The organism is Bradyrhizobium sp. BR 10261 (assembly GCF_019455395.1).
Taxonomy (GTDB): domain Bacteria; phylum Pseudomonadota; class Alphaproteobacteria; order Rhizobiales; family Xanthobacteraceae; genus Bradyrhizobium; species Bradyrhizobium manausense.
On sequence record NZ_JACOFQ010000019.1, the window covers coordinates 37794 to 58430 of the forward strand.

The 20637-nt window shown below is 64.2% G+C and carries 19 protein-coding genes; 15 read left to right on the top strand and 4 right to left on the bottom strand.

Features of this window, described 5'->3' with window-relative positions; genetic code table 11:
• Positions 1–163: 163 nt before the first annotated feature.
• Positions 164–583: a hypothetical protein gene (locus HYH07_RS21975; protein WP_220004457.1), complete on the top strand. Its 420-nt coding sequence runs from the start codon at positions 164–166 to the stop codon at positions 581–583.
• Between the two features lie 244 nt (positions 584–827).
• Here HYH07_RS21975 and HYH07_RS21980 read toward each other — a convergent pair whose 3' ends face one another.
• Positions 828–1808 carry an ABC transporter substrate-binding protein gene (locus tag HYH07_RS21980; RefSeq protein ID WP_220004458.1) on the bottom strand — a complete coding sequence of 327 codons (981 nt, stop codon included), beginning with the start codon at positions 1806–1808 and terminating at the stop codon, positions 828–830.
• A 489-nt stretch (positions 1809–2297) separates the two neighbouring features.
• On the opposite strand from HYH07_RS21980, the gene HYH07_RS21985 reads away from it, so the two are divergent.
• From HYH07_RS21985 to HYH07_RS22025, 9 genes are all read left to right on the top strand, one after another.
• Positions 2298–3398 carry an ABC transporter substrate-binding protein gene (locus tag HYH07_RS21985; protein ID WP_220004459.1) on the top strand — a complete coding sequence of 367 codons (1101 nt, stop codon included), beginning with the start codon at positions 2298–2300 and terminating at the stop codon, positions 3396–3398.
• On the top strand, positions 3376–4398 hold the full coding sequence (locus HYH07_RS21990) for an ABC transporter permease (RefSeq protein WP_220004460.1): 1023 nt from the start codon (positions 3376–3378) through the stop codon (positions 4396–4398). Before HYH07_RS21985 ends, HYH07_RS21990 begins: the two co-directional genes overlap by 23 nt.
• Positions 4392–5186, top strand: coding sequence for an ABC transporter ATP-binding protein (locus HYH07_RS21995; protein ID WP_220004461.1), 795 nt, complete (start codon positions 4392–4394; stop codon positions 5184–5186). The genes HYH07_RS21990 and HYH07_RS21995 overlap by 7 nt, the downstream gene beginning before the upstream one ends.
• Positions 5180–6352 (top strand): acyl-CoA dehydrogenase family protein, encoded by a 1173-nt coding sequence (locus HYH07_RS22000; RefSeq protein WP_220004462.1) that lies wholly within the window; start codon positions 5180–5182, stop codon positions 6350–6352. The genes HYH07_RS21995 and HYH07_RS22000 overlap by 7 nt, the downstream gene beginning before the upstream one ends.
• 27 nt (positions 6353–6379) lie before the next feature.
• The gene (locus HYH07_RS22005) at positions 6380–7474 is read left to right on the top strand and encodes an LLM class flavin-dependent oxidoreductase (protein WP_220004463.1); all 1095 of its coding nucleotides are present in this window, start codon (positions 6380–6382) and stop codon (positions 7472–7474) included.
• The gene (locus HYH07_RS22010) at positions 7471–8409 is read left to right on the top strand and encodes an ABC transporter substrate-binding protein (RefSeq protein ID WP_220004464.1); all 939 of its coding nucleotides are present in this window, start codon (positions 7471–7473) and stop codon (positions 8407–8409) included. Before HYH07_RS22005 ends, HYH07_RS22010 begins: the two co-directional genes overlap by 4 nt.
• 303 nt (positions 8410–8712) lie before the next feature.
• Complete coding sequence (locus tag HYH07_RS22015; protein ID WP_220004465.1) at positions 8713–9558, top strand: CmcJ/NvfI family oxidoreductase; 846 nt, start codon at positions 8713–8715, stop codon at positions 9556–9558.
• 102 nt (positions 9559–9660) lie between these two features.
• On the top strand, positions 9661–9975 hold the full coding sequence (locus HYH07_RS22020) for a septal ring lytic transglycosylase RlpA family protein (protein ID WP_057750533.1): 315 nt from the start codon (positions 9661–9663) through the stop codon (positions 9973–9975).
• A 44-nt stretch (positions 9976–10019) separates the two neighbouring features.
• Positions 10020–11189 carry a Gfo/Idh/MocA family protein gene (locus tag HYH07_RS22025; protein WP_220004466.1) on the top strand — a complete coding sequence of 390 codons (1170 nt, stop codon included), beginning with the start codon at positions 10020–10022 and terminating at the stop codon, positions 11187–11189.
• A 14-nt stretch (positions 11190–11203) separates the two neighbouring features.
• Here the strand turns inward: HYH07_RS22025 and HYH07_RS22030 are convergent, their stop codons facing one another.
• Together HYH07_RS22030 and HYH07_RS22035 are read right to left on the bottom strand one after the other, a co-directional pair.
• Positions 11204–11383 carry a hypothetical protein gene (locus HYH07_RS22030; protein WP_220004467.1) on the bottom strand — a complete coding sequence of 60 codons (180 nt, stop codon included), beginning with the start codon at positions 11381–11383 and terminating at the stop codon, positions 11204–11206.
• 474 nt (positions 11384–11857) lie between these two features.
• A complete protein-coding gene (locus HYH07_RS22035) occupies positions 11858–13168 on the bottom strand; it encodes an ABC transporter substrate-binding protein (protein ID WP_220004468.1) in 1311 nt (436 codons plus the stop codon).
• Between the two features lie 438 nt (positions 13169–13606).
• Between HYH07_RS22035 and HYH07_RS22040 the strand changes: the two genes are divergently transcribed.
• The 4 genes from HYH07_RS22040 (at position 13607) to HYH07_RS22055 (ending at position 18409) form a co-directional block, all read left to right on the top strand.
• Entirely contained in the window at positions 13607–14737 is a 1131-nt protein-coding gene (locus HYH07_RS22040) for a sugar ABC transporter substrate-binding protein (RefSeq protein ID WP_057750525.1), read from the top strand.
• A gap of 63 nt (positions 14738–14800) precedes the next feature.
• The gene (locus HYH07_RS22045; RefSeq protein WP_220004469.1) at positions 14801–16348 is read left to right on the top strand and encodes a sugar ABC transporter ATP-binding protein; all 1548 of its coding nucleotides are present in this window, start codon (positions 14801–14803) and stop codon (positions 16346–16348) included.
• Positions 16341–17453, top strand: a complete 1113-nt coding sequence (locus HYH07_RS22050) for an ABC transporter permease (protein ID WP_220004470.1) — start codon at positions 16341–16343, stop codon at positions 17451–17453. Before HYH07_RS22045 ends, HYH07_RS22050 begins: the two co-directional genes overlap by 8 nt.
• Positions 17450–18409 carry an ABC transporter permease gene (locus HYH07_RS22055; RefSeq protein ID WP_220004471.1) on the top strand — a complete coding sequence of 320 codons (960 nt, stop codon included), beginning with the start codon at positions 17450–17452 and terminating at the stop codon, positions 18407–18409. Before HYH07_RS22050 ends, HYH07_RS22055 begins: the two co-directional genes overlap by 4 nt.
• A 10-nt stretch (positions 18410–18419) precedes the next feature.
• On the opposite strand, the gene HYH07_RS22060 is transcribed toward HYH07_RS22055, so the two are convergent.
• Positions 18420–19808: a PLP-dependent aminotransferase family protein gene (locus tag HYH07_RS22060; protein WP_220004472.1), complete on the bottom strand. Its 1389-nt coding sequence runs from the start codon at positions 19806–19808 to the stop codon at positions 18420–18422.
• Positions 19809–20141: 333 nt separating this feature from the next.
• On the opposite strand from HYH07_RS22060, the gene HYH07_RS22065 reads away from it, so the two are divergent.
• A complete protein-coding gene (locus HYH07_RS22065) occupies positions 20142–20624 on the top strand; it encodes an MSMEG_0572/Sll0783 family nitrogen starvation response protein (protein ID WP_027526573.1) in 483 nt (160 codons plus the stop codon).
• Positions 20625–20637: the final 13 nt, after the last annotated feature.

Sequence of the window (20637 nt, forward strand, 5' to 3'; positions counted from 1 at the left end):
CCGCGGCGGCAGCCCTTCGGCGCCCTCGCCCGGGGTCATAAATCAGGCATGCCCGGCCGTCTTGTGCGCTGCACGCAAATTCGGGGCTTTGACTTCGCGCAAGGATGCAAGATCATGGCATGCGATGCTGTTTCGAACGAAACGTCAGACAGGGAGTAAGACGATGAGTATCTGGAAGCTGGCAATCGCCTGCTCGTTGACAGCAGGTGTCATGGCCGGCCAAATCGGGCAGGCATCAGCGGCGCCGATGCCGACCAATGTCGCGACCATGAAGGCCGCGGCCGGCGATGACGTCACCCAGGTTCATTGGCGTGGTGGCGGCTGGGGCTGGGGCCTCGGCGGCTTCGCGGCAGGTGCGATCATCGGCAGCGCCATCGCCGGCGCGCCCTACGGCTATTATGGCGGGGGACCGTATTACGGCTACGGTTATCCGGGGTACGGCTATGGCTATGCGCCGGCCTATTATGGCTACGGCTACGGGGCGGCCTATCCTCGCTACTACCGGCCCTACCGTCCGTATTACGGCTATCGCTACGGCTACTACCGGCCGTATTACGGTCACTACTACCGCCGCTATTGGTGAGCGCTAGAGCGACAGCCACACGATCAGGCTCATGCAGGCAAAATGCGTGAGCACGATCGCGGCGAGATGCAACGGGCCGGCCTTGAGGCGAAGCCTAGTCATGTCGCCGCCTCCGCTTTGAGCGCGTGAAATTGAAGTCGAATTGAGTCTGGCCACAGCGGCGCCCTCTCCGTTCCCTCCCCCACAAGGGGGGAGGGAACGCACTGCCGTTTGGGGTGCGAGGCACGCCTCATCTCGTCGGATCCTAATTCGATCCCGCGGCCGCGGCGGTGAAGCTGCGGTCGACGGCTTTGCCGACGTCGAGCGTCTTGGGCAGGATGCCGTAGAGCGTCGCGCGGTCGGAGGCTTTCTGCACCTCCCTGATCACGACCTCGTCGATCGGAATCGGGCTGGTACGCTGCGCGGTGTAGGCCGATAGCAGCACATCCTCGGGCAGTTTCGTCAGCTCGGCCGTGTTCTTGGCGTATTCGGCAATATGATCCAGCGACCACAGCCGGGCCTTGTTCAGCCGCTGCACGAGGTCCTGCACCGCTGCGCGCTTGGTGGCGATGGCGTTGTCCGAGGCGACGATGAAGGTGATGGTCGGCGTCAGGCCGTCGCCGTCGGCGATGACGCGAGCCTTGTCCTTCAAGGTCGCGAACGACACGTAGGGCTCCCACACCGCCCAGGCATCGATCGAGCCGGCGACGAGTGCGACCTTGGCATCGACAGGGCCGAGCGGCGCAAAGGTCGCGTCCTCCAGCTTGATCTGCGCCTTCTCCAAGGTCGCGTCGATCAGAAACTGGCCCCAGCCGCCGCGCGTGCCGGCGAGACGTTTGCCCTTGAGATCGGCGGCCGACTTGATCGGCGAATCCTGGCGGACCAGGATCGCCTGCGTCTTCGCATCCGACCTGGTGCCGCCGATCGCCCTGATCGGCGCGCCGGCCGCGTAGACCGACAGGAAGGAGAGATCGCCGGTATAGCCGACGTCGAGCGCGCCGGCGTTGAGCGCTTCCAGGATTGGAGCTGCCGCGGGGAATTCCGACCATTCGATCCTGTAAGGCAGTTCCTTCGCATAGCCGGAGATCTCCAGCAGCGAGCGGTTGCCGCCTTTCTGATCGCCGACGCGCAGCACGACATTGTCGGCGGCGAACGATGCGGCCGCCGTCGACAGGGTGACGGCCGCGGCGAACAGCGAGGCGGCCAGGCGGCGCGTGATGGGATGGTCCGAAGAGTTGAGGCTCATGTGATCTGTCTTGTTGCTTGTTTGTTACTTTGGCTCACGACGTGAGAGCGAACGATGCAGCGAGGCGATCAAGTCTATGATCGCGCGGTCTTCAGTCAATGAAATGGCCAACCGTATTGCGCGCGCATCGAGCAAGGACATTTCAACGAACGAGTGCTTTCGAGAAAAGCGGCGCGCGTTGACCTGGGACTGCGTGACGGGGACGCCTCTCGCAGAGTCGTAACGTGCGCGCGAGCTGATGAATCTGCGAAAAATCCTTTCATCGTTGCAGCGCGCACCAATGGAGAGAATGACTTCGCGGCGCCCTACATTCGAAATTCCATTTTATTGACGATGCGGCACCCGCGCCGCATGATTTGCACATCGCATCAACGCGACGCCGGAAGCGCTCGCGAGAAAATATTCTCTCAACGCAGCTCCGTACGGAACATGCGCAACGCGATGCGTTGCGCGGACGGCGGAGTCGTGCCAACTTAAGGAGCGGGGCTGATGGGCAACGACAACAAGCGCGCTGGATCGGGACTCGACCGGCGTCACCTGCTTCAAGCGGGTCTGGCGGCGGCTTTCGCCGCGCCGCTCGGAGCCTTGGGCGCCCAGGCCTTCGTGCCACCGGCGCCTGCATCGGGCATCGATTTCTCGGAATTCCCGCTCTGCCGCACAGCTTCCGATGCGCCAGCACTATCAGGCGCGCCGCGCAAGCTGAAACTGTCGTGGAATGCCGGCGCGGTCTGCCTTGCGCCGCTGCCGGTCGCGATCGAGCACGGCTTCTTCCAGAAGCAGAATCTCGACGTCGAGCTCGTCAATTATTCTGGCTCGACCGACCAGCTGCTCGAGGCGATCGCCACCGGCAAGAGCGATGCCGGCCTCGGCATGGCGCTGCGTTGGCTGAAGCCGCTGGAGCAGGGCTTTGACGTCAAGATCGCGGCCGGCACCCATGGCGGCTGCATGCGCGTGCTGAGCCGCGCCGATTCCGGCGTGGCCAAGCTCGCCGATCTCAAGGGCAAAAGCGTCGCGGTCGGCGATCTCGCCGGCCCCGACAAGAACTTCTTCTCGATCCAGCTGGCAAAACTCGGCATCGATCCGAACAAGGATGTCGACTGGCGCGCCTATCCCGGAAATCTGCTCGATGTTGCGGTCCAGAAAGGCGAGGTGCAGGCCTTCCTGTCCTCCGATCCGCTCGCCTATCTCTGGCTGAAGGATACGCAGTACAGGGAAGTTGCCTCCAATCTCGACGGTGACTATCGCGACAAGAGCTGCTGCATCGTCGGCCTGCGCGGCAGCCTGGTGCGCGAGGAGCCGCAGGTGGCGCGTGCGATCACGCAGGCGCTGCTCGATGCCGCGATGTTCACCTCGCAGAGTCCGGCCGTTGCGGCGAAGTCATTCCAGCCCTATGCGCCGAAGGCCGCAACGCTGGCCGATATCGAGGGCATGGTGCGCTACCACACGCATCACCATCACCCCACCGGCGAGGTGCTGAAGCGCGAATTGAAGGCTTACGCCGACGATCTCAAGAGCGTGCAGGTCTTCAAGCAAAGCACCGATACGACCAAATTCGCGGAGCGCATCTATGTCGACGTATTCTCTGTCTGACGGGCTAGCCTCGGGCGCGAGGCGAGTCTCGCGCGCGCCCTGGCTTGCCGCCTGGTTCAGGGAGTCCGGTGCCGGTGTTGCCGCCAGCGCCGCCTGGATCGCCTTCGGTCTGTCCTGCCTGTGGTGGGAGGACGTCGGCGACTGGTCACGCACGCATTCGCTCGGCATTGCGGCGTTCATCATCGCTGCGGTCGCCCTGTTCGGAACGGTCGGTGCCGACTATGTCGGTTCAGCCGGTCGCGGCTTGCGTCAGCGCGCGCCCTGGCTCGCCGCGTTCGGGGTATTCCTCACGGTGTGGGAGGTCGCCACCGCAAAATTCGGTTGGCTGCCGCTGCCGTTCTTCCCGCCGCCGCAGGCGATCATCGAGGTCTATACCGACGATCTGCCGAAGCTGCTCGACAGCGTGTTCGCATCGGTCAAGCTCCAGCTCGGCGGCTACATCATCGGCGCCGTGGTCGGCTTCCTGACCGGTGTCTCGATCGGCTGGTCGCGCGCGGTCGGCTATTGGGTGCATCCCGTGCTGCGCTTCATCGGCCCGCTGCCGGCGACCGCCTGGCTGCCGATTGCCTTCTTCACGTTCCCCTCGAGCTGGAGCGCCTCGACCTTCCTGATTGCGCTGGCGACCGGCTTTCCGGTCACGGTGCTGACCTGGTCGGGCGTGGCGAGCGTCAGCACGGCCTATTACGATGTTGCGCGCACCCTCGGGGCAAAGCCATCCTTCCTGGTGCTGAAGGTCGCGATCCCCGCCGCCTTGCCGCACGTGTTCGTCGGCCTGTTCATGGGGCTCGGTGCATCCTTTGCCGTGCTTGTCGTCGCCGAGATGATCGGCGTCAAGGCCGGGCTCGGCTGGTATCTGCAATGGGCGCAGGGCTGGGCGGCTTATGCCAACATGTATGCGGCGCTGATCGTGATGTCGCTGCTCTGCTCTGGCGCGATCACGCTGCTGTTTGCGATCCGCGATCGTCTGCTGGTCTGGCAGAAGGGGACCGTGAAATGGTAGCTGCTCTCGCCGAAGCGGTCACATATCCGTCCGCCGGCGCCGCCCTCGACATCGAGCAGGTCAGCCACGCCTTCGATATCGACGGCGCCGAGCTGCCTGTGCTGAGCGATGTCAGCATCGCCGTCGAGCCCGGCGAGTTCGTCGCACTGCTAGGCCCCTCCGGCTGCGGCAAGTCGACCTTGCTGCGGCTCGTCGCCGGCCTCGACAAGCCCAAGGCGGGAAGCCTGCGCGAGGACGAGGTTCGCATCGTCAGGCCGCATCCGTCGCGCGTCGTCGTGTTCCAGGATCCGACCCTGTTTCCCTGGCGGTCGGTCTGGGACAATGTCGCCCTGGGCCTCGAGGCCCAGGGTATCCTCAAGAGTCAGCGCCAGCGCGTCGACGACGCGCTCGATCTGGTCGGGCTGTCCTCGTTCCGCAATGCCTATCCGCATCAGCTCTCCGGCGGTATGGCGCAGCGCGTGGCGCTGGCGCGCGCGCTGGTCAACGATCCCAAGATCCTGATTTTGGATGAGCCGCTCGGCAAGCTCGACTCGCTGACCCGCATCACCATGCAGGCCGAGCTGGTGTCGCTGTGGCAGCGCAAGGGCTTTACCACCCTGCTCGTCACGCATGATGCCGAGGAGGCGCTGGTGCTCGCGGGCCGCGTCATCGTCTTCAGCGAGCGCCCCGCGCGCGTGAAGGCCGACATCCGGGTGAACCGGCCCTATCCGCGCCATCGCGGCGATCCGTATCTTGCCGATCTGCGCCGCCAGATTCTGGGCCTGTTGGGATTGGATGCCACATGGTGACGTCTGTCGCTCAGGGACGGGTGGCTCGTAGCGAGCCCGATTATATCGCGCGCGCGGAGGCGCTGGCGCCAGCCTTTGCCGCGCGTGCGGCCGAGCATGACCGCACCGGCAGTTTTCCCTTCGAGAATTTTCGCGAGCTCTCCGAGGCCGGCCTGCTCTCGCTGACGGTGCCGGCCGCCTTTGGCGGCGCCGGCGCCGGCGCAAGATACACCGCGCGCGTCCTCGGCCTCATCGGCAAGGCGTGCCCGTCGACGGCACTGGTGCTGTCGATGCACTACATCAACCATCTGGTGATGGCACGCAGCCCGAGCTGGCCGTTGAAACTCTCGCGCAAGCTCGCAATTGAGACCGTCGAAGGCGTCGCGCTGATCAACGCCCTGCGGGTCGAGCCCGAGCTCGGCTCGCCGGCGCGCGGCGGATTGCCGGCGACGATCGCGCGCCGCACCGAAACCGGCTGGCGTCTTTCCGGCCACAAGATCTACTCGACGGGCTCGCCCATCCTGAAATGGTATCTGATCTGGGCCCGCACGGACGAAGCCGAGCCGCGGGTCGGCCAGTTCCTGGTGCCGGCGGGCCTGCCGGGCACCAGCATCGTCGAGACCTGGGATCACCACGGCCTGCGGGCCAGTGGGAGCCACGACATCATCTTCGACGACGTGGTGATCCCGCTCGATGCGGAGATCGATGTTCGCAAGCCGGCGGACTGGCGCGCGCCCGATATCGCGCAGGCGACCGTGCATACCGTCTTCGTCGCCGCGATCTATGACGGCATCGCCCGCGCCGCGCGCGACTGGTTCGTCCGGTTCCTGAAGCAGCGCGTCCCCGCCAGTCTTGGCGCGCCGCTCGCGACCCTGGCCCGCGCGCAGGAGATCCTCGGAGCGATCGAGGCGAGGCTCGCGGTCAATGCACGGCTGCTCGACACGTTTGCCCGCGATTTCGATGACGGGGCCCGGCTCTCCGCCGGCGAATCCAACGTCATCAAGCTGACGGTGACCAACAACGCGGTCGCTGTGGTCGAGGACGCACTTTCGCTGACCGGCAATCACGGACTGTCCCGCAGCAATCCGCTGGAGCGGCACTATCGCGACGTCCTGTGCGGCCGGGTGCATACGCCGCAGGATGACGCCACGCGCACCGGCCTCGGCCGCGCCGCATTGGGCCTCTAGCTTTCAGAAAACAACAGGGAGACCATCATGTCGGTCGAATTCATCGGCTTTATCGCCAACAGCAACGCTTCCGAGACCATCGTACGCCAGGGACCGATCCTCGATCCGAACTATATCGAGACGGTGGCCAAGGCGCATGAGCTCGCCGGCTTCGACCGAGCGCTGCTGGCGTTCCATTCGACCACGCCGGATTCGCTCCAGGTCGCCCAGCATGTGCTGGCCATCACCAAGAAGCTGAAGGTGATGATCGCGCAGCGGCCTGGCTTCACCGCGCCGACATTGCTGGCGCGCCAGCTCGCCACGCTCGACCAGCTGTATGGCGGCCGGGTCTCGCTGCACGTCATCACCGGCGGCAACGCGATCGAGCTGCGTCAGGACGGCAACACGCTCGACGACAAGGACGAGCGCTACGCCCGCACCAGCGAATTCCTCGACGTTGTCAGGTTGGAATGGACCAGCGAGAAGCCGTTCAACTACAGCGGCAAGTACTACACCGTCGAGAACGGCTTTTCGCAGGTGAAGCCGCTGCAGAAGGGCGGCATCTACACCTTCGTCGGCGGCGGATCGGACGCTGCGATAGAGGTCTCGGGCAAGCACGCCGACACCTTTGCGCTGTGGGGCGAATCCTACGCGCAGGTGCGCGACGTCACCGCGCGGGTGCGCGCGGCGGCCGCGAAGCATGGGCGGCCGAGCCCGCGCTTCAGCCTGTCGGTGCGGCCGATCCTCGCCGACACCGAGGAAAAGGCCTGGAAGAAGGCCGAAGGGATCCTCGAGCGTGCCACAGCGCTGCAGGACCAGACCGGCTATCGCCGGCCTAATCACGCCACCGACGGCGCCAAGCGTCTCCTTGCGCTGGCCGATCAGGGCGCGCGCATCGACAAACGGCTGTGGACCGAAATTGCAAAACTCACCGGCGCCAACAGCAACTCGACCGCGCTGGTCGGCACGCCGGAGCAGGTCGCCGAGGTCTTCGCCGACTATTACGACCTCGGCGTCAGCCATTTCCTGATCCGCGGCTTCGATCCGCTGCCCGATGCCATCGACTATGGCCGTGAGCTGATCCCGCTGACGCGCAAGCTGATCGCCGAACGCGACCAGCAGCGGGGGATTGCGGCGGAATGATCCGACTCATTGTTGCTGTGGCGCTCGCGCTTGCGGGCGCTGATCTCGCGGTCGCGCAAACGACGCTGCGCGTCGGTGACCAGAAGGGCAACGCGCGGGCAGTGATGGAGGCCGCGGGCGTGCTCAACGACGTGCCTTACAAGATCGAGTGGAAGGAGTTTCCGGCCGCGGCGCCGCTGCTGGAAGCGCTGAGCGCCGGCGCGATCGAGACCGGGCTCGTCGGCGATGCGCCCTTCACCTTTGCCGCCGCCTCCGGTGCGCCGGTGAAGGCGATTGCGGCGATCCGGCAGACCCGCGAGGGGCTTGCGATCCTCGTGCCCGAGAACTCACCGATCAAGACCTTCGGCGATCTCCGCGGAAAGAAGATTGCGACCGGCCGCGGCTCGATCGGGCATCAGCTGATCCTCGCCGCGCTCGAAAAGAACGGCTGGAGTGCTGGCGACGTGCAGATCGCGTTCCTGGCGCCGTCCGATGCCAAGATCGCCTACACGCAGGGCTCGGTTGATGCGTGGTCGACCTGGGAGCCTTATGTCAGCCAGGAGGAGGTGCTGTTCAAATCGCGCCGTGTCATCAGCTCGGAAGGCCTGACGCCGGGCCTCAGCTTCCAGGTGGCGCGGCCGGACGCGATCCGCGACAAGCGGGCCGAACTGGCCGACTTCGTCCGCCGCCTCACCGCGGCGCGGGCGTGGTCGCTGAACAACATCGACAGCTATGCCGCGACCTGGGGCAGGTTGATGAACATCCCGACCGCCGTGCCGCAGAACTGGCTCTCGCGCGCAAAAATCCGGATCGCGCCGATCGATGACGGCGTGGTTGCGGACGAGCAGAGCACGATCGATCTCTATTTCCGCTGGGGCCTGATCAAGCAGAAACTCGATGCCGGCGAGATCGTCGATCGCTCCTTTGCGGACGCGATCGCCAAGGCGGGGTTGTAGCGACGCGCCGGTATCCGGGACGCGCTGTAACACCGGCGTCATTCCGGGGCGCGACGAAGTCGCGATATTTCCGGGTTCGCCCTTCGGGCGCCCCGGAATGACGGCTGTGGGTATGAGACCTCACGGGCCCCTCAAGCATCCGTGAGGAAGGAAGAAGACGTTCCAGCACTATCCCGATCCTCGAAACGTTCCTTCTGCATTTCGTGACGCCGACAACACCCTCATTTCTATTTGCACCACCTCCCTTGCGGGCCGCTCCATCCCCTCAAAAATCATCCAGACGACCACATCGGGAGACCGGCCATGGGCCTGCAAGAAACAAAAATCGAATCGCTTCCCTTCACCACCGCTGAACTCAATTACCTCGCGCCTGTGTCAGGCAAGCCGCGCACCTATGCTTTCGATCCACCGCCGGGGGAGCCGAAGAGCACCTCGCTGCCGGAGCCGCATCTGGTGCCGATCTTCGATGCGCGGCTGATCGCAGAAAATTTCTCGCTCGATCGCGAAGGTTTTGCGCTGGTGCGCCATCCGCATCAAGTGAAGGATTTTTACAACGATGAGGAAATCCGCAGCGTCTACTATCCTGCCGTCGAGGCTTTCCTGCGCGCGACATTGAAGGCCGACCGTGTCTTCATCTTCGACCATACCGTCCGCAAGCGCGTCGAAGGTGCTCCCGACATTCGCGACGGCGGGCCACGCCAGCCTGCGACGCGCGTGCATGTCGACCAGACCGTGGTCTCCGGCGCCAATCGCGTGCGCGAGCATCTGCCTGACGAGGCGGAGGAGCTGCTCAAGGGCCGCGTGCAGGTGATCAATCTGTGGCGGCCGATCCGCGGTCCCTTGCGCGATTCACCGCTCGCCATCGCCGACGGCACGACGGTGGCTTCAGAAGATCTCGTCGCTTCGGACCTGATCTATCCCAATCGGCGCGGTGAGACCTATTCGGTGAAATACAATCCTGATCATCGCTGGTTCTATTTTCCCGAAATGACACCGGACGAGGCGCTGCTGCTCAAATGCTATGATTCCGCAACTGACGGCCGCACCCGCTTCGCGCCGCACACCGCCTTCGTCGATCCGACCACGCCACCGGATGCCCCGCCGCGCGAAAGCATCGAGGTGCGTACCCTCGTCTTTCATAAACAGTAACAATGTGTGATGGACCCGCCGGGCATGGCCCGGCGGAGTTCCCGGAACCATTGGAACCGGACGACGTTGCCGCGCCGGGCAGGGCGAACCGGGAGCGGTGCCGTGCGAGCGCAGCCGACGCTATTGTATTGCCTGACGATTTTCTCGCTTTCTGCATTTTCCGTCGCCCACGCCGAAAGCGGACTTGCCTCATATTATGGATATGGAAAAGCCGCGAGGAGCGGCGAGCTGACTTGCGCGCACCGGACGCGTCCGTTCGGCAGCGTGCTGAAAGTGTCCTATAGCGGACGGACGATTCAGTGCCGCGTCAATGATCGCGGCCCTTTCATCCGCGGCCGTATCGTCGATCTCTCGGTGCCCGCCGCCCGTGCGCTCGGCATGATGAGTGCAGGCGTGGTGCGGGTCTCGGTGGAATAGCTCTGCCTTCGCGCTATAGTGCCGCCCGAGGCAAGGGGGGCATTATGGCTCGCATCAGGGTGGGACTCGTCGGCTGCGGCTTCGTGTCGGAGCTGCATATGTATGCCTTCCGGCGCGTCTATGGCGTGGATGTCGAGGTGACCGCGGTCGCCGCGCGCGGCGATCATGTCGTCGCATTCGCGGGCCGCCACAACATCCCGCGCGTCTATCGCAGCTTTGCGGAGCTGATCGCGGACCGCGAGCTCGATGTGATCGACATCTGCACGCCGCCCAATCTCCATGCCGAGATGATCGTCGCCAGCATGCAGGCCGGCAAGCACGTCATCTGCGAAAAGCCGTTTGCCGGCTATTTCGGCCGCGATGGGGACCAGCAGCCGATCGGCAGGCACGTGCCAAAGGCCCTGATGTATGAGCGCCTGATCGAGGAGATGGACGCCACCCGCGCCGCGATCGAGCGCACCGGAAAACTCTTCATGTATGCCGAGGACTGGATCTACGCGCCTGCAGTGACCAAGACCGCCGAGATCCTCAAGGCCACCAAAGACAAGATCCTGTTCATGAAGGGCGAGGAGAGCCATTCCGGCTCGCACGCCGCGCATGCCGCACAATGGGCGATGACCGGCGGCGGCTCGCTGATCCGGATGGGCTGCCATCCGCTCTCGGCGGTGCTCTATCTCAAGCAGGTCGAAGCGCGCACGCGAGCGGAGAAAATCCATGTCGTCAGCGTCACCGGCGATATCGGCAATGTCACCGCCGTCCTCAGGCCGGACGAACGCACCTACATCAAGGCCAAGCCCGTCGACGTCGAGGATTGGGGCACGCTGACCGCGACCTTCTCCGACGGCACCAAGGCCACGATATTCTCCGGTGACATGATCATGGGCGGCGTGCGCAATTTGATCGAGACCTACACGTCGGGCGGATCGCTGTTCGCCAACATCACGCCGAACAATCATCTGATGAGCTACCAGACCTCCGAGGAGAAGCTCGCGAGTGTCTACATCACCGAGAAGGTCGACCGCAAAACCGGCTGGCAATATGTCTGCCTCGAGGAGGAATGGACGCGAGGCTATCTCCAGGAGATCCAGGATTTCATGGAATGCGCCGCCACGGGACGACAGCCTTTGTCGGACCTCGCGCTGGCCTACGAGACGATCAAGGTCAACTATGCCGGCTATTGGGCGGCGGAGGAGGGGCGGCGGGTGGTGCTGTAGCTGTCGCCAAGCGACTATTCCCTCGAGCGCTTCAATTCTGCGTCGTGTTGCCCGTCCATCCCATCAGGGTCGGAAGGAGCGTCATCCGGCAGAAACTGCGCTGGATGCTTGCGGATGAGCAGAAGCTGCTTGCGCATCTCGGCAAGGCGGGCACGGCAGAATTCCTTGTAGAGCAGTTCGAATATGGCGGGCATTGTCACCCCCATCGCTGCAATTCAAGCTCTGAAATATCTGATCCCGCTGCACGGCTTCTTCGAAGATGCGAGCCGGTTTGCCTGAGAGGCCAACCCGAGCTGAAATGCCGTTGGCTGTCCGGTTTGTACGCACGAAAATCGAGCGCCGCCAGTAACCCAGTTCACACTCTAGATGGCTTTTGTTTCAAAGAGACTTCGTCTCACAACCAGCGCGAGTTGCCGGGCGGCCCAAAATCCAACCATAGCGCGCAAACAATGACCGGTGGGTGTAAGTGTTCCTGCTTGCACGCGGTCGGCGCCGACGTGTTGTCGACGCCGCTTTCTTCCCCCTCCGGGCAGTCACCATTGGAATAGACGACGACCTGCGGGCTTGCTCCGCCTCTCCCGCTTGCTTGCGGGAGAGGGAGCCCAGTGCCGATGCCGTCGCATCGTGCATCCATCTGCGATAGATCTGCGGAGGGCAAGTCGCCTCTTTCAGGCCCCGTAGGTCGATCCCTTCGGCAGCGGAAACACCGGGTCTTGTGTCCTGATGTTGGTCGGCCACACCACGGAAATGTGCTCGCCGGCGTTCTGCATCACCACCGGCGTGGAGCGTTCGTTCTGGCCTGATAGCGGCGTGCCCGGCGGGAAGAACTTGACGCCGTAGCCCTGGATGGTGCCGCCGGGCGGGATGTCGACGTCGAGCGCGGCTTTGCGAATGGCTTCCGGCTCGAAGCTGCCGTATTTCTCTTTCGCCACCGGCAGCACGTTGTTGAGCAAGACCCAGGTCTGATTAAAGCCCATCGAGCAGTGCGGCGGCACGTCAGTTGCATTGGTCTTGGCTTGGTAGCGCGTGACCATGGTCTTGATCAGCTCGCCCAAGCCCGGCGCCAGCTTCGACGGATCCAGCAATTGCGCCGGCACCGGATCGATGTTGCAGAAATTGTCGATGTCGGTGCCGAAGGTCGCCCGCAACTTGTCGAGCTGGCTGTAACCGGCGCCGTTGCCAAACAGCATCTTGAAGCGCAGCCCGCTCTCGCGCGCCTGCCGCAGCAGCAGGGTGATGTCGGGGTTGTAACCGGCATGCGAGATCACGTCGGCCTTGGCGCGCTTGATCTTGGTGACGAGCACCGAAAGATCGGGGGCCGATGCCGAATAACCCTCCTTCAGCACGATCTGGAGACCGGCTTCCTTGGCATAGGCTTCGTCCGCAGCGGCGACGCCGACGCCATAGGGACCGTCCTCATGGATCAGCGCGATCTTGACGTCCTTCGGCTCCATGCCGAGCTTCGCCTTGGCATGCTCGCTCATGAAGCCAGCAAAGGCCTGGCCGTATTGATCCGAATGGATCTGCGCGCGAAACACATATTGCAGGTTCTTGTCCTTGAACACGGCGGTCGACACCGCGGTCGTGATCCAGAGGATCTTCTTCTGCTGTTCGACCTTGGCTGCGAGCGGCACCGCATGCGCGCTCGCATAGACGCCGTTCAGGATGTCGATCTTCTCCTGGCTGATCAGGCGCTCGGCCTCGTTGATCGCCACGTCGGGCTTGCTCTGGGAATCTGCGGCGACGGGCACGATCCTGGTCTTGCCGCCAATGCCGCCCTTCTCGTTGACGAGATCGATCGCGATCTGCGCGCCGACCGAGGAGGCGACCGAGCCGCCCGCGGCGAATGGTCCGGTGAGATCGTAGATCAGGCCGATGCGCAGAGTCTCGGCTTGCGCCTGGGCCCGGGTCCAATCGAGGCTGAGCGTGGCGGCAGCCGCCGCCGTACCCTTCAGCAGCTGCCTGCGTGAAGTCGGCATCCTATCCTCCCTCGGATCAGTCATTTGCGACTGGCTTTTATTTTCTGGCGAGTATTTGGAGGGCGTCTGCCAAAGTCAACATGCTCCGCTCTAGGCAATTCGGATGCATGATCGCGCGGCATTTTTCCCTGAGTCTCATTCTTTTTGCGTTGCGCCGTTCTTTGGTTCGCAATCATTCGATTGCGCTGCATCAGGGGGAGCAAACATCCGCTTGTCACGCGCGGGTTTTCAGCTTCGCCGCGACGCGACATCGTCTCCCGCCGATGCGATGGCATTGCATCACGCGTTCGCAGCAGGGCAGGGCCGATGACCGGCATTCGGCTTGTGCGCCTCGGAGGTTGCGTGGCATCCTAGCGCGGTAAATTGCACGGGAAGCCCAATTCCCGGCTTGGCATTGCGCCGCATTATGGGTGGAAACAAAAGCTCAGGAGAAGAGATATGGTTTGGACGCTTCGTTTTACGGGGCTCGCCTGCGTTGGCCTGTTGCTGTCCTCCGTCAGCGCCCTCGCAGGGCCCAAGGTCGTATCCGGTCCGGGCGCTGATCCCGGATGTTTCAAGCCCTGGTCATCGGAGACCAAGTTCTTCCAGTGGGACAAGAAGCCCGGTCCCTACAAGATCGCCCTCGTCAACGGCTTCGTCGGCAACACCTGGCGCATCCAGATGGTGAAGACCGCAAAGGCCTTCGCCGCGCAGCCGGGCATCAAGGAGAACATCAAGGAGTTCAAGGTGGTCTCGACCGGCACCGATGTTGCAGCGCAACTCGGCGCGATGGAGGACTTCATCAATCAGGGCTTTGACGCCATCGTCACCATCGCGGTCGCCCCTGACGGCTTCGACCGCATCATTCGCCTCGCCGACAAGAACAACGTGGTCGTGGTGCCCTTCGACAACGTCCTCGACACCGACAAGGTGATGATGGTCAACGAGGACCAGAAGGAAATGGGCCGCATGTCGGCGAAATGGCTGATCGATGAGAGCGGCAAGAAGAGCGGCGACATTCTCGAAGTGCGCGGCCTGCCGGGCAATTCGGTCGACCGCGACCGCCATCTCGGCTTCCGCGAGGTGATGGAGGCGCCGGGCAACAGCTTCAAGATCACCGAAGTGGTCGGCAATTGGGACACCGGCACCTCGCAGAAGGTGACGGCGGATGCGCTCGCGGTGCACGGCCATTTCGACGGCGTGTTCACGCAAGGCGGCTCCGACGGCACCGTGCAGGCGATGATGGCGGCCAAGCACCCCTTCGTGCCGATGTCGGGCGAGGGTGAGAACGAGTTCCGCAAGCAGATCGCCGATCACGCCAAGGACGGGCTCAAGGGCATGTCCTACGGCCAGTCGCCGGCGCTGGTCGCGATTGCCACCAAGGCGGCGATCTCGGCGCTGCAGGGCAATGTCATGCCGCAGCTGATCTCGATCCCGATTCCGGTCGCGACCTACAAGGACCTCAAGCCCGGCGAGAACTACTGGCCGGAGCTGAATGCAAACTTCTTCGCGCCGAACCAGTTCACGCCCTGTGGCGTCAACTTCACGGCGCCGGAGATCATGTCGCAGAGCGAAAAGAATACCCAGTGAGCCTGCTGGAGACGTCACGGTTGCGGCCCGGCCTTCGCCGGGCCGCCGCTGCGTGAGCCCGCCATGTCCGATGCCGTTCTGACCCGTCACGCCTTCCTCACGCTGTCAGGAATCTCCAAGCGGTACGCCGGCGTGCGCGCGCTCGAAGGGGTCGATTTCGCCTGCGAGCGCGGCAAGATCCATGCGGTGCTCGGCGAGAACGGCGCCGGCAAGTCGACGCTGATCAAGATCATCTCGGGTGTGGTGCAGCCCGATTCCGGCAGCATGCGGCTTGCCGGACAGGACGTCAGCTTCGCGACGCCCTCCGCCGCCAATGCCGCCGGCGTCGTCTGCATCTTCCAGGAGCTGTCGCTGATGCCCGATCTCTCGGTCGCGGACAACATCTCGATCTCATCGCCGCCACGCCGCTTCGGCCTGATCGACGCGCGGGCGCAGCGCCGCCGTGCCGAACAGCTGCTGGCCGAGATCGGCTGCGAGGACGTCAATCCCCTGATGCGCGTACGTGACCTGCCGCTGTCGCGCCGCCAGGTGGTGGAGATCGCCAAGGCGCTCGGCAAGAAGCCGCAGCTCTTGATCCTGGATGAGGCCACCTCGGCCCTCACCAGCGCCGACGTCGAGAAGGTGTACGCCATGCTGGCGCGGCTCAAGGCCGAGGGCGTTGCCATTCTCTACATCTCGCACCGCATGCACGAGGTCGAGGCGCTGGCCGACCGCGCCTCCGTGTTCCGTAACGGCCGCCATATCGAGACCTTCGACAAGGGCAAGCGTTCGACCGCTGATATCGTTCAGCTCATGATCGGGCGCGATATCGCGACCCAATATCCGCCGAAGCCGCCGCGCGGATCGCCGCCGCCGGTGCTTGATATCGAGAATTTGAGCTGGGACCGGCGCCTCGATCGTATCTCGCTCCGCGTCGGCGCCGGCGAGATCGTCGGCCTCGGGGGGCTCGATGGCCAGGGCCAGAAATCCCTGCTGCTGGCGCTGTTCGGCGTGCTGCGCGGCGTCACCGGGCAGGTTACCGTCGAAGGCCGCGAGGTGCGGCCGGGTTCTCCGGCGGCGGCGAAGTCGGTCGGCATCGCGCTGGTGCCGGAGGATCGCAAGACCGAGGGCCTGATGCTGCCGATGTCGATCGCGGACAATCTGGTGATCGCCTCGCTCGATGCGATCTCGACCGGCCCCTTGGTCGACCGCGCGCGCGAGAGCGACATGATCAAGCGCGCCATCGCGCGCCTGCAGATCAAGATCGGCGCGCCGGGCGATGCGGTCTCCACGCTGTCAGGCGGCAACCAGCAGAAAGTCGTTCTCGCCAAATGGCTGATGACCGAGCCAAAGCTCATCCTGCTCAACGATCCCACGCGCGGCATCGACGTCGGCACCAAGCAGGAGCTTTACCGGCTGATGCGCGAGCTCGCCGACCAGGGCGCCGCCATCCTGTTCTACTCGACCGACTATGACGAGCTCATCGGCTGCTGCGACCGGGTGGCGATCATGTATGACGGGCGCATCGTGCGCGAGCTCGAAGCTGACGAGCTCACCGAGACCAACATCATCGCGAGCGCGCTGAACATCGACGCCGCGGCGCCGGACGCTGCCGGAGCCACCCATGCTTGACGATATCGCCATCAGGGCCCGCCAGAACATCGGCATCGTCACCGCCGTCCTGTTGTTCACCATCCTGTATCTGCTCTACAATCTCGCGCACCCCAAGGGCTTCTCGTCGGCGGTTCTGGTGCAGAACGGCGACGAGATCTTTGCGCTCGCCATGCTGGCGATGGCCCAGACCGTGCCGGTGCTGGCGTCGGGGCTGGATCTCTCCGTGGGCGCCGTCATGACCATGGTGGGGTGTTTTGCGAGCTACTTGCTGACGGGGGCGGCGGGCGGCACGCCGCTGCATCTCGACATTTTCGGCCTGCATCTCGGCCTCGGCACTTTTCCCGGCGGGGTGAGCGGCATCCTGCTCGGGATCGTCGTCTGTCTTGCGACCGGCGCGCTGGCCGGCTTCATCAACGGCTGCATCGTCGTCTATGGGCGCATCCAGCCGATCATCGCGACGCTCGCGACCGGCGCGGTCTATATCGGCATCGCGCTGTTCCTGCGGCCGACGCCGGGCGGCAAGATCGATGAGGATCTCAACTGGGCGCTGACCAACTCGCTCGGCGATTTCGCCGCGACCGTCCATATCTTTGGCGATGGCGCAGCGGCGTGGTTCGCCCCTTTGGCCTGGATCCCGGTGCCGTTCGTGCTGCTGATCCTGATTGCGCTTCTGGTCTGGGTGCCGTTCCGCCGCTCCGTGCTCGGCCGCGCTGTCTATGCGGTCGGCTCGGCCGAGGGCGCCGCCTACATGTCCGGCCTGCCGATCGATCGCGCCAAGATCGCGGCCTTCACGCTCGCCGGCTTCTTTGCCGGCTGTGGCGGCCTGTTCCTCGCCATCCAGACCTCTTCCGGCAATGCCGACATTCCGCAAGCCGGCGCCTATACGCTCAACTCGATCGCCTCCGTCGTCATTGGCGGCACCTCGCTGTTAGGGGGCACCGGCAGCGCCATCGGCTCGATTTTCGGCGCCATGGTGCTGCGCGTCATCTCGTTCTTCTTCCGCATCTTCGACATCGCGCCGCTGTTGCAGCCGCTGTTCGAGGGCCTGATCCTGCTGGGGGCGGTCTGCATCGGCGCGCTCGGCGTGCTGCGCGTCAAGAATACGCTGGAGCTGTTTCGATGACGACCGCGTCCCTCGGACTCTCCCGCGACGACCGCCCGATCCTGATCGCGGCGCTGTTCATCCTCGTCATCCTGGTCGCCGGCACGGTCTATACCTTTGCCCGTTTCGGCAGCGCGCCGCTGTTGTCGCCGACCTATTTGCTGCAGCAACTCCAGATCGGCGCCTTCCTCGGCATTGTTGCCGCCGGCATGATGATGGTGATCCTGATCGCGCAGATCGACCTGTCGGTGCCGTGGACGCTCGCCGCGGCTGCGATGATGGCGACATCGATCGGCGGGCCGCTCGCCATTCCGGTCGGGCTCGGCGTCGGCCTCGTGGTCGGTCTCATCAACGGCATCGGGGTCGCGTATCTGCGCGTGCCCTCGATGATCTTCACCCTCGGCGTCAACGCGGTGATGCGCGGCCTGATGGTCGCGCATACCGGCGGCTACGCGCCACAGACGGCTGCGACAGACCTGATGCGGATGCTGGCCGGCGAGCGCACGCTCGGCATTCCCAATGCCCTGTTCGTCTGGGCCGCAGTATCTGTGATCGTCACGATCATCCTCCAGCGCACGGCGCTCGGACGTTACGTCTACGCCATCGGCAACAAGGAGGCGGCCGCGTATCTCGCCGGCGTCGACACCCGCCGCGTCACGGTGATCTGCTTCGTGCTTTGCGGTCTCGCCGCCGCGCTCGCCGGCGTCCTGCTCGCCGGCTACTCCACCAAGGCCTATCAGGGCATGGGAGATGCCTATCTGCTGCCGTCGATCGCGGCGGTGGTGATCGGCGGCACCAACATCCTCGGCGGCCGCGGCCGCTATCTCGGCACGCTGATCGGCGTCGTGCTGATCGTGCTGCTCAACAGCGTGCTCTCGATCATGGACATGCCCGAGGCCGGCCGCCAGGTGATCTACGGCCTCGTCATCATCTTCATGCTGTTGGTCTACGGCCGCGGTGAGCGTGTCACGAGCTGACACCGCAGCATCAGAGAAACGGCGAGGCCAGGGCCGGCGTTTCGGCCAGCGCGTGAGCGGCGTATTCGAGCGCGCCCCTGATCTGCGTTCGCGTTGACGGGCCGCCGATGCATATTCTCACGGCCTCGGGCGGTGGATCGGCCACGACAAAGGCGTCGCTTGCGACCACGCCGATGCCGGTTTGCCGCATATGCTCCACGAAAGCCGAGCGCCTCCAGGGCGTCGGCAGCTCGACCCAGAGGTTGAAGCTGAGGGGATCGCCGCGATAGGACCCCTTGGGCAGGATCTCGGCGGCGAGCTTCTGCCGCGCCGATGTCTCGGCGCGGATGAAGCGCAACATCGTGTCCGCAGTGCCGTCTTCGATCCAGCGCGTCGCGATCGCCACGGTGAGGGGGGATGCCATCACCGTCGCCGACCGCAGCGCCGAGGCGAACGGCCAGGCCGAGCGCGTATCGGGCACGACGACATAGGCGGCGCGCAAGCCCGCTCCGATGCACTTGGCCAGTCCCGCGACGTGCCAGGTCAGATCGGGCGCGATGGCGGCAAAGGGCGCGTGGCCGTGGCCATGCTCGGGAATGAAGCCATAGGCGTCGTCCTCGATAACAGGTAGCTTGAAGCGGCGGGCGATCGCGACGATCTCGCGCCGTCGCGAGTCCGGAATGGTCAGCGCCGTCGGATTCTGCAGCGTCGGATTCAGGTAGATAGCCCTCGGCTTCAGCTTCTTGCAGGCATCGGTCAACGCCTGCGGCTCGATGCCATCCTGATCCATCGGCAGGCCGACGAGGGTGATGCCGAGCTGCGCGGCGATCGACCTGATGCCGGGATAGGTGATCGCCTCGCACAGCACCACCTCGCCTGCCTTTGCCAGGATCGAGAGGATGCCGAGCAGCGCCGGATGGGCGCCCGGCGAGACGAAAATACGGTTTTGTGCCGGCACCAGCGCGCGGCGGCCGAGCCAGCTCGAGGCGGCGTCCTTGTCGGCTTGTGTGCCGCCAAAGCCCTGGTAGCGCAGCAGCGATGCGATGTCGCGCAGCACATGTTCGGCGCCGGCCTGCATGCGCTCGATCAATTCAGGATCGTCAGGCTCGGGCGGCAGGTTCATCGAGAGGTCGACGGGGCGGGGCGGAAAGCTTGTCGTCGAACGTCGCGGCCGCGGCTTGTCGCGAACGAAGGTTCCCTGTCCGACCTTGGATTCAATCAGCCCGCGCTTCTGCGCCTCGACATAGCCTCGCGCGACGGTGGTGAAATCGACGTCGAGACGCTTGGCCAGTTTCCGCTGTGGCGGCAGGCGGTCGCCGATCACCAGCCGTCCGGCCGCGATGTCGTCGGCAATCGCGTCGGCGATGGCGAGATAGCGCGGCTTGTCGCTGTTCGAGAGATCGGGGCGCCAGTCGGCCATTGCTCGGTTCCGGTCAATTACGTCAGTAGAATTGACTGTATATTGTTGCAAGCGTCGAGGCAATTGTATTGCGCCTTTTTGATCGCCTTGGCGAGGCGTGCCGGTTGAGCGCGTTGCACATAGATCGAGCGCGCTGCCCAGTATTTTTCAGGCAGTATTTTACGATCGTCACGCGAACATAACCAAATCCAGTCAGGTCTCCATTCAACATTGAATGTACAAATGAATGCATATTGTATGGTTTGATGATTTGTAGTGCAGAACGCTGCTTGGCACATTGATTGCAAAACCTGATCTCGATCCGGGAGGGCCGGACGTGAACAGGAGGTGTCTATGCCAGCAGTGAACATGCCCGCGCGTCAGAAGGGCGACTTTCTTGTCGACTACGAAGAGAAGGTTTTCGAGGACGTCAAAGCAAAGCCGGGTGAGAAGGCGCTGGTCACCTTCCACACCGTCGCGTTCGAAGGCTCGATCGGCCTCGTCAATATTCTGCAGGCGCTGCGCCTGAAGCGGAAGGGCTTTGAGACCTCGGTTCTGCTTTACGGTCCCGGTGTCACGCTCGGCATTCAGCGCGGCTTTCCGAAGATCGGCGACGAGGCCTTCCCCGGCGCGCAGAACTTCAACAACCAGCTCGCGAAATTCATGGACGAAGGCGGCAAGGTCTATGCCTGCCGGTTCGCGCTGCAGGCGCTCTACGGCCATGGCGAGCCGTCGCTGATTCCGGGCATCCGGCCGATCAACCCGCTCGATGTGCTCGACCTCATCCTGCTTCACCGCAGGGACGACGCGTTCATGATCCACACCTGGACCGTCTGACCTCGGTCGGCCC

Coding starts and splice junctions, on each gene's coding strand:
- HYH07_RS21975 (WP_220004457.1), top strand. CDS start 164: ATGAGTATCTGGAAGCTGGCAATCGCCTGCTCGTTGACAGCAGGTGTC.
- HYH07_RS21980 (WP_220004458.1), bottom strand. CDS start 1,808: ATGAGCCTCAACTCTTCGGACCATCCCATCACGCGCCGCCTGGCCGCC.
- HYH07_RS21985 (WP_220004459.1), top strand. CDS start 2,298: ATGGGCAACGACAACAAGCGCGCTGGATCGGGACTCGACCGGCGTCAC.
- HYH07_RS21990 (WP_220004460.1), top strand. CDS start 3,376: ATGTCGACGTATTCTCTGTCTGACGGGCTAGCCTCGGGCGCGAGGCGA.
- HYH07_RS21995 (WP_220004461.1), top strand. CDS start 4,392: ATGGTAGCTGCTCTCGCCGAAGCGGTCACATATCCGTCCGCCGGCGCC.
- HYH07_RS22000 (WP_220004462.1), top strand. CDS start 5,180: ATGGTGACGTCTGTCGCTCAGGGACGGGTGGCTCGTAGCGAGCCCGAT.
- HYH07_RS22005 (WP_220004463.1), top strand. CDS start 6,380: ATGTCGGTCGAATTCATCGGCTTTATCGCCAACAGCAACGCTTCCGAG.
- HYH07_RS22010 (WP_220004464.1), top strand. CDS start 7,471: ATGATCCGACTCATTGTTGCTGTGGCGCTCGCGCTTGCGGGCGCTGAT.
- HYH07_RS22015 (WP_220004465.1), top strand. CDS start 8,713: ATGGGCCTGCAAGAAACAAAAATCGAATCGCTTCCCTTCACCACCGCT.
- HYH07_RS22025 (WP_220004466.1), top strand. CDS start 10,020: ATGGCTCGCATCAGGGTGGGACTCGTCGGCTGCGGCTTCGTGTCGGAG.
- HYH07_RS22030 (WP_220004467.1), bottom strand. CDS start 11,383: ATGCCCGCCATATTCGAACTGCTCTACAAGGAATTCTGCCGTGCCCGC.
- HYH07_RS22035 (WP_220004468.1), bottom strand. CDS start 13,168: ATGCCGACTTCACGCAGGCAGCTGCTGAAGGGTACGGCGGCGGCTGCC.
- HYH07_RS22040 (WP_057750525.1), top strand. CDS start 13,607: ATGGTTTGGACGCTTCGTTTTACGGGGCTCGCCTGCGTTGGCCTGTTG.
- HYH07_RS22045 (WP_220004469.1), top strand. CDS start 14,801: ATGTCCGATGCCGTTCTGACCCGTCACGCCTTCCTCACGCTGTCAGGA.
- HYH07_RS22050 (WP_220004470.1), top strand. CDS start 16,341: ATGCTTGACGATATCGCCATCAGGGCCCGCCAGAACATCGGCATCGTC.
- HYH07_RS22055 (WP_220004471.1), top strand. CDS start 17,450: ATGACGACCGCGTCCCTCGGACTCTCCCGCGACGACCGCCCGATCCTG.
- HYH07_RS22060 (WP_220004472.1), bottom strand. CDS start 19,808: ATGGCCGACTGGCGCCCCGATCTCTCGAACAGCGACAAGCCGCGCTAT.
- HYH07_RS22065 (WP_027526573.1), top strand. CDS start 20,142: ATGCCAGCAGTGAACATGCCCGCGCGTCAGAAGGGCGACTTTCTTGTC.